Here is a 7,617-nt window from a genome sequence, read left to right as displayed (position 1 = left end):
AAAAAGGATATATGGGATACCGTGGAAGTTACCGGCGAGGTTCACGGATATCCGGAAGCAAAAGTGTTTTCAGTTATGCCGGGAAAAGTCCACTCCAAGGTAAAAGCGACCGGTTCAAGAGTTGAAAAAAACGAACCAATTATTGAAATAGACCGCGATGAGCCCGCGATGGAATTTTCATTAGTAAAGGTAAAGAGCCCTCTTAAAGGTATCATTACAAGATATTTTGTGAATGAAGGCGAAACGGTTTTCCCGAGTTTTCCTTTAGCGGAAATTGCTTCAATTGAAAGGGTAAAAATTAATGTTCAGATTTCTGAAAAAGATTTTTCAAAAGTTCAAAACGGGCTTGACGCAATATTTTACGTTGATACATACCCCAATGCAAAATATAAAGGAAAACTTGCCAATTTAAATCAATCGCTGGACGAAATGTCGCGGACTATTTCCGCGGATATTGTAGCCCCTAATATCGGCTATCAGCTTAAACCGGGAATGTTTGCAAAAGTTGAAATTTTTGCAAAAAAACATCAAAATGCCCTTATCATCCCTCAAGAAGCCGTAATGTATAATCCCGGCTCGGAAAATACAGTTTTTGTGATAAATAATGACGGTTTGGCCAGTTTAAGAACGGTGAAACTTGGCCTGCAGACAAAGGGATATGTGCAAGTTTTATCAGGAGTGAACGAAGGAGAAGATGTTATAACTGTAGGGCAGTTCAATATAAAAGAAGGACTAAAAGTAAAAGTTTCAGAGTAAAATAGTTAAATAATAGAAAATTTAAACACGGAGTAAGTAATGACGCTTCCAGAGTTTAGCATAAAAAAGCCAATTGCTACGGTAGTATTTTATATCGTAGCTTTTATTTTGAGTTTTGTTGCATTAACAAAACTTAATATAGATATTTTTCCCGAAATTACCTATCCCGTGTTAACCATAAGTACGTGGTACGATGGCGCAGGCCCTGAAGATATTGAGAATAAAGTTACAAAACCCATTGAACTTACTATGGGTGTAATTGATAATCTGAAAGAGATACGTTCAACGTCCATTGAGAATAATTCCATTGTTGAACTTTACTTTGACTATGGAACAAATCTGGACACCGCCTCAAACGATGTTCGGGCAAGTCTAGATATTTCAAAAAGAATACTGCCGTCCGGCGCGGAAAGCCCTATTCTTACCAAGTTTAATTTAGCCCAGATACCTATGATTGTTTATCAGTTTTCAGCAAAACAGAATTTTCCCAGGTTAAGAAAACTTCTTTATGACCTAGTCGCTGAACCCTTGAAAAAGATTGAGGGAGTAGGCAATGTTTACGTTGGCGGCGTGCCAGATAGAGCGATATTGGTCAATGTTGATAAAACAAGGCTTAATGCCTACAAATTAAGCCTTTCACAGGTTGTGCAGGCTCTTGCCCTTAGTAATATTGTCCAGCCGGCAGGTACATTAACGGTCGGATCCCAGTCTTTTTTCTTAAGGCTTCCGGCGGAATTTTCCAATACACAAGAAATGAATAAAACTCTTATAGGAAACTATATGGGAAAAGGAGTCTATTTGAATGATATAGCCGGAGTTGAAGACGGATATGAAGATATAATTGTATCAATTACCCGCCAAAGGTATAAATTAAAATCCGCATTTCTTACAATTCAAAAGCAGGCTACCGCAAATACAGTGGCTGTCGCTAATCAGGTTTATAAAATCATGGAATTAATTAAAAAAAATCTGCCGAAGGATATTGACTTTGAAATCGGTGTAGATTTAGCCCAAAATGTTCAAAGGACAATTGACAGTTTGCGAGATTCCATTTATTGGGGCGGGCTTTTGGTTGTAATAGTTACTTATCTATTTTTATTCAATGTTAGAATTAGCTCGGTAATATTAGTAACTATACCAACTTCATTGATTGTTTCATTCTTTTTTCTTTACATAATGAAATATACATTAAACATAATGTCTCTTTCTGCAATAGCAATTGCCATAGGAATGGTGGTTGATAATGCAATTGTTGTTACAGAAAATATCATGCGACATAGGACTGAGCTTGGAGAAGGACAGAAAGAATCCGCAATAAAAGGGGCTAATGAAGTTTTTCTAGCCATCAGCGCATCAACTTTTACAACTGTAGTTGTCTTTCTCGCGCTAATTTTTACTAAAGGTCTTGTCGGGGTTCTTTTCAAACAGCTTGCTTATGTAGTGACTATTACCCTTTTAATATCACTGGTTGTTTCTCTGACATTGAGCCCTATGATAGCGTCATTTATCAAATTTGACGATAAGGAAATTAAAAAAAATAAAATTATTGAAAAGATTGAAAATTTATTTAAATTTCTTATTGCTCAAACTCAAATATTTTTCCATAAATTGCTTTTATTTTCATTGGATAACAAGAAAAAAATAATATCTTTTTTGATTTTCATATTCGCAATATCATTGGGCCTTGTTAATTTCGTGGGCACGGAGTTTTTTCCTTCACAAGACAGCGCTTTTATTCAAGCAACAATTAAAATGCCGGTAAATTATTCGGTCACGGCTACCGATGAATTTGCCCAAAAACTTATAGATGAAACTAATCTTATTGTTGGTCAAGATATAGAAGGGTTATCCAGCCAGTCCGGGCAAGTCTATACTATTTCACAAAGCGGCGGGGGCACTTCCGAAGAAGGTCAAAATCTTTTGCGTTTATATATTAGGCTTAAACCGAAAGAAAAAAGGAAAAGAAGCGAACAAGAAATTGTAAATATTCTTAGAAATAAATACTCGCAGATTCCAGGCCCCGTACATATTGAGTTTACAACAGGAGACCCCCTATCGCAGAAGTTTGGCGGAGCGATTGCAAGGCCTCTTGTCGTAGAAATAGCCGGAGTAGATTATGATGTTACTGATTCAGTCGCTGTGCAAATTGCAGATATTATGCGCAAAACGAATGGCGTTGTTGAAGTTAAATTAAGCAGGGAGAAGGGAAAGATAGAATATCAGCTGATTATTGACCGTTCAAAACTTGCTAAATACGGGATACCGCCGCACTTGGTTGCGGACACTATCGGTATTGCTTTCAAGGGCAAAACCGCCACGCTTTACCGGGACGGCCAGGACGAATATCCTGTTATTGTCAAGCTTCGGCCGCAAGATGCTAAAGATATTAAAGACGTCCTGAGTTTAAATATTAGGACTCCGGACGGAAGATCTTTTGTTCTTTCAGATCTTGTGCAAGTGAAACTTGTCGGCGGGTTTCAATCAATTTCACGAAAAAACCAGCAGCGATATATTATGGTGACCGGGAGCATTTTTGGAAGAAGTTTGGGCGAAATAAGCAGGCAAATAGAAAAGGAAATAAAAAAAATCAATGTGCCGCCCGGAGTCAATATAGAATTCGGCGGAACTGTAAAAGAAATGAAAGATACATTCAAAAATCTTTATTTCACATTTCTTTTAGGGATTATTTTAGTTTATTTAGTTATGGCGGCACAATTTGAATCTTTTCGCGACCCATTTATTATTATGTTTTCTGTTCCGTTTGGATTTGTGGGAGTTATTTGGTCTCTTTTTCTAACTAATCAGACTCTGAACGTGAATTCTTTTATCGGTTTAATTATGCTTACGGGTATTGTTGTTAATAATGCCATTGTTTTTCTTACCTATACAATCCAACTGCGCGCAAAAGGATTTACCGTTAGAGAAGCGTTGGTTGAATCGGTCAGGGTAAGATTAAGGCCGATTTTAATGACAACGATTACTACTCTAGCCGGAGTTCTTCCCCTGGCCATTTCTCAAGGGCAGGGTGCCGAAGCTTGGAAATCCTTGGCAATAGCAGTTATAGGCGGATTAAGTTGTTCAACATTTATCACATTGATAATCGTGCCGATATTTTACGATCTCTTTGAAGGAAGATTGAAGAGATTTGTGCCATAGAATCTTTTAATTTTTGTTTGTCAAAGCAATAATAATTTAGTAATATATCAACAATCTTTTGCTTCCCGATATAATCGGGGGGCTAAGCCCTTAAGAGGTAAATAGTGAGTATAACCAAACTATCAAACCCTTCAGGGAAATCCGGAAAGGAGGTGTTTTAAATGACCACGTATGAAAGCACATTTATTTGTTCCCCCGAATTACCTGCCGAAAAAATTGACGAAATCGTAGAAAAAGTAAAAAAAGTTGTTGATCACTCGCATGGTTCCATAGTTGCAATTCAGCAGCTGGGAAAAAAGAAACTCGCGTATCCCGTAAAAAAGTTTCGCGAAGGAAATTATGTATTTATGGAGTTGTCCGGACCGGGAGAATTGATACACGCTTTAGAAACATTCTACAGGGTTAATGATTCTGTAATACGCTATTTAACGGTGAAAATAGAAAAAAAGAAAAAATCTTTAAAAACCCCTGAGAAAGTTCAACCCGAGCTTAAGGAGGTAAAGTCTAATGAATCAAACGAACTTAAGACTGCCGGAGCAGAATAGCGTAACCATAGTCGGCCGTTTAACCCGAGACCCTGAAGTCCGTTTTACAACAAAAGGCCAGGCGTTTTGCCGCATAGATATAGCCGTTAATCGCCGCTATAAAGATGCTTCCTCAGGAGAATGGAAGGACGACACAAGCTTTATTCCTGTCGTTGTCTGGGGAGAATCTGCAAACCGTTGCGGGGAAAGGCTAAAAAAGGGGCTGCCGGTCCATATAGAGGGAAGGCTTCAGAGCAGGGCATGGGAAACTAAAGAGGGACAAAAACGAAACAGCATTGAAGTGGTTGCAAGAAGGGTGCAGTTTTTGTCAAAGGCTGCAAGCAGCGCCGCTGCTGTTCCTGATGTAAGTGAATCTCAAGGCCGCAGCGAGAATACTCCCAGTGACGAAGAAGAAATTCCGTTTTAATAAAAAATACGTTAAGAAAGTTTAGAAAGTGTAAATGTGTGAAGGTTAAAGACTTTAAAAGCATCTAACTTTCAAAACTTTCCAAACTTTTACACTTTTACACGTAGTTTAAAAAAAATAAGGAGTAAAAATATGGTACAAACTAGCAGGCCACAAAGCAGGCCAAGCGCACGGCCTCAAGAAGGCGGAAGATTCCGCCGCGGCGGGCCCATAAAAAAGAAAGTATGCAAGTTTTGCGCTGATAAAGTGGAAATAGACTATAAGAACTTAAGTCTTTTAAGAACTTTCATGACTGAAAGAGGAAAAATTCTTTCGGGCAGGATTACGGGAAACTGCGCAAAACATCAAAGGATTTTATGCATCGCGATAAAAAGAGCAAGAATGCTTGCACTTATTCCGTTTGCAGTTATCTAGTAACAGTGTTAAGTGGTAAGTGATAAGGATTAAGTGACGGCAACGGCAAAATAATGAATGGTAGTTTTAACTTAACCCTTACACCTTATCCCTTACAACTAAGAAGTGGGAGGAGCTAATGAAAGTAATATTGCGTTCTGATATAGTAAATGTCGGCAGGCAAGGCGAGATAAAAGAGATTTCAGACGGTTTTGCCAGGAATTACCTTATTCCCAAAAGTCTTGTTATGGAAGCAGATGAGAAAAACCTCAAGATTTGGGAGAAAGAAAAAATAAAGCTTGAAAAGCAAAGGGAATCCCTTATTAGTGAGAAAAAAGAACTTGCGGAAAAAATTGAAAAAATATCTTTGACTATTACCGTAAAAGTCGGTGAGAACGGTAAACTTTTCGGGGCTGTTACTGTTTCCGACATAGCCGAAGCTTTTGAAGAAAAAGGTTTTAAAATAAATAAACACGACATTCTTTTAGCTGAGTCCCTGAAAGAAGTCGGAGCTTATACCGTTAATGTGCGTCTTCATCCGGAAGTGACAGCGCAAGCTAAAGTTTGGGTCGTAGAAGAAAAAATAGAAAATAATGCGGAGAAAAAGGATTAAATGGCTTTAGAAACCAAAAAAAATACTGATCTCCAAATAGATAAAGTCCCGCCCCAGTCCATTGAAGCAGAGATGGCAGTTTTAGGTTCAATGCTGATTGAAAAAGAAGCAGTTAGCAAGGGATTGGAAATTGTAAACGAAGACGATTTTTATAGTGAGTTTCACAAGCAGATATTTACCGCAACAAAAAACCTGGAATTGGACAGCAAAGCTATAGATATCATTACTGTATCCGAAAAACTCAAAAAAAATAAATTGTTCATTGATAACGGCGGAACATCTTATCTAACTTCCATGATCAATTCAGTATCTACTGCAGCTAACGTTGAGCATTACGCAGAAATTGTGCGGGATAAATCAATATTGAGAAAATTGATTAACGCCGGGAGCAATATCGTTAATTCCGCTTTTAATGAAAAATTTTCCGCGGAAGAAATATTAGACGAATCCCAGGGCATACTTTTTAATATTTCAAAAAGCCGGAACACGAAAAGTTTTGCCAATATTCAAGACCTCGTGCACGATTCTTTGAACGATCTTGAAAAACTTCTTACAGACAAAAAGGATGTCCCGGGCTTAAGGACAGGATTTACCGATCTTGATAAACTTACTTCCGGGCTCCAGCCTTCAGACCTGATAATTCTTGCAGCCAGGCCTTCAATGGGAAAAACTGCTCTTGCGCTTAATATCGCTGAATATGTAGCTATGGCAGAGAAGAAGCCGGTTGCAATTTTTTCGCTTGAAATGTCAAAAAAATCTCTTATGCTTAGGCTTTTATGTTCAGCCGCGCGCGTTAACTCTCACCAGACAAGAAAAGGTTTTATATCAAGGCAGAACTGGATCAACCTTACTACGATTGCTTCAAAAATTGCTGACGCGCCGATATACATAGACGACAGCTCCAGCCTTACTGTCCTGGACATTAGGGCGCGTTCGCGCAGGCTTGCCTCAGAACTTGCGCTGGAAAATAAAAAACTTGAACTTATTATTATTGATTATATACAAATAATGAGGGGCACGGGGCGCATTGAATCGCGGCAGCAGGAAATGTCCGATATTTCAAGAGCTCTTAAAGGCCTTGCTAAGGATCTAAATATCCCTGTAATTGCCGTTTCACAGCTTTCAAGGAAACCCGAAGAAAAAGGCAGGGAAGGAAGGCCTCAGCTTTCAGACTTAAGGGATTCAGGAGCACTTGAGCAAGATGCTGATGTCGTTGCTTTTATATACCGCGCAGGATATTATAAGACGGATGACCCTGATAATGAAAAAGTTGCAACGATTATCCTTGGAAAACAAAGAAACGGTCCCACAGGCGAAGTAACCTTAGTTTTTGAGAAAGATTATACCCGTTTTGAGAATTTTACGCCTCAACAAGAAATTTCTTAAAAATTCATGATAAAAAAAAATCCATCTAAATCTTCAGCGAAAAGGGAGCAATCTTATCATCTTTCATTGCCAGGCGCAACAAAAATGTTCCGTCCTACATGGGCTGAAATAAACAGGGATGCTTTTACAAAAAATATTCAAAAAATTCGGTCACTTTTAAAGCCGCAAACCAAAATACTTGCCGTAGTAAAGGCAAATGCTTACGGCCATACGGCTCTTCCCATTTCAAAACTGGCCGAAAAAAGCGTTTCAATGCTTGGAGTTTCTTCAATTGAAGAAGGAATAGCGCTAAGGGCAGGCGGAATCAGAAAAGACATTTTAATTCTCGGAAGCATTTATCCTTTAGAAAATCTTACGGAAGT

Annotated in this window: 8 protein-coding genes; all 8 read left to right on the top strand. The window is 38.5% G+C overall.

Annotated features, from left to right (window positions below):
* Positions 1-756 (top strand): efflux RND transporter periplasmic adaptor subunit (locus tag NT145_01830; protein MCX5781433.1); only part of this gene is annotated, 756 nt, incomplete at its 5' end.
* A gap of 39 nt (positions 757-795) precedes the next feature.
* Positions 796-3,912: an efflux RND transporter permease subunit gene (locus NT145_01825; GenBank protein ID MCX5781432.1), complete on the top strand. Its 3,117-nt coding sequence runs from the start codon at positions 796-798 to the stop codon at positions 3,910-3,912.
* Positions 3,913-4,073: 161 nt separating this feature from the next.
* The gene (gene rpsF / locus NT145_01820) at positions 4,074-4,457 is read left to right on the top strand and encodes a 30S ribosomal protein S6 (GenBank protein MCX5781431.1); all 384 of its coding nucleotides are present in this window, start codon (positions 4,074-4,076) and stop codon (positions 4,455-4,457) included.
* Positions 4,420-4,863: a single-stranded DNA-binding protein gene (locus tag NT145_01815; GenBank protein ID MCX5781430.1), complete on the top strand. Its 444-nt coding sequence runs from the start codon at positions 4,420-4,422 to the stop codon at positions 4,861-4,863. The genes rpsF and NT145_01815 overlap by 38 nt, the downstream gene beginning before the upstream one ends.
* A gap of 132 nt (positions 4,864-4,995) precedes the next feature.
* On the top strand, positions 4,996-5,277 hold the full coding sequence (gene rpsR / locus NT145_01810; GenBank protein MCX5781429.1) for a 30S ribosomal protein S18: 282 nt from the start codon (positions 4,996-4,998) through the stop codon (positions 5,275-5,277).
* A gap of 118 nt (positions 5,278-5,395) precedes the next feature.
* Positions 5,396-5,869: a 50S ribosomal protein L9 gene (rplI, locus tag NT145_01805; protein ID MCX5781428.1), complete on the top strand. Its 474-nt coding sequence runs from the start codon at positions 5,396-5,398 to the stop codon at positions 5,867-5,869.
* The gene (gene dnaB, locus NT145_01800; protein ID MCX5781427.1) at positions 5,870-7,255 is read left to right on the top strand and encodes a replicative DNA helicase; all 1,386 of its coding nucleotides are present in this window, start codon (positions 5,870-5,872) and stop codon (positions 7,253-7,255) included.
* Positions 7,256-7,261: 6 nt separating this feature from the next.
* The coding region (locus NT145_01795) for an alanine racemase (GenBank protein ID MCX5781426.1) at positions 7,262-7,617 on the top strand (356 nt) is incomplete at its 3' end.

The sequence above is a fragment of the Elusimicrobiota bacterium genome, from assembly GCA_026388075.1.
GTDB lineage: Bacteria > Elusimicrobiota > Endomicrobiia > Endomicrobiales > JAPLKN01 > JAPLKN01.
Note: the sequence above shows the minus strand (reverse complement) of the source record. Positions and strands in the feature narration are given on the sequence as shown.

What these genes read in the sequence shown, in the direction of transcription:
- NT145_01825 (MCX5781432.1), top strand. Translation starts at nt 796, where the DNA reads ATGACGCTTCCAGAGTTTAGCATAAAAAAGCCAATTGCTACGGTAGTA.
- dnaB (MCX5781427.1), top strand. Translation starts at nt 5,870, where the DNA reads ATGGCTTTAGAAACCAAAAAAAATACTGATCTCCAAATAGATAAAGTC.
- NT145_01815 (MCX5781430.1), top strand. Translation starts at nt 4,420, where the DNA reads ATGAATCAAACGAACTTAAGACTGCCGGAGCAGAATAGCGTAACCATA.
- rplI (MCX5781428.1), top strand. Translation starts at nt 5,396, where the DNA reads ATGAAAGTAATATTGCGTTCTGATATAGTAAATGTCGGCAGGCAAGGC.
- rpsF (MCX5781431.1), top strand. Translation starts at nt 4,074, where the DNA reads ATGACCACGTATGAAAGCACATTTATTTGTTCCCCCGAATTACCTGCC.
- rpsR (MCX5781429.1), top strand. Translation starts at nt 4,996, where the DNA reads ATGGTACAAACTAGCAGGCCACAAAGCAGGCCAAGCGCACGGCCTCAA.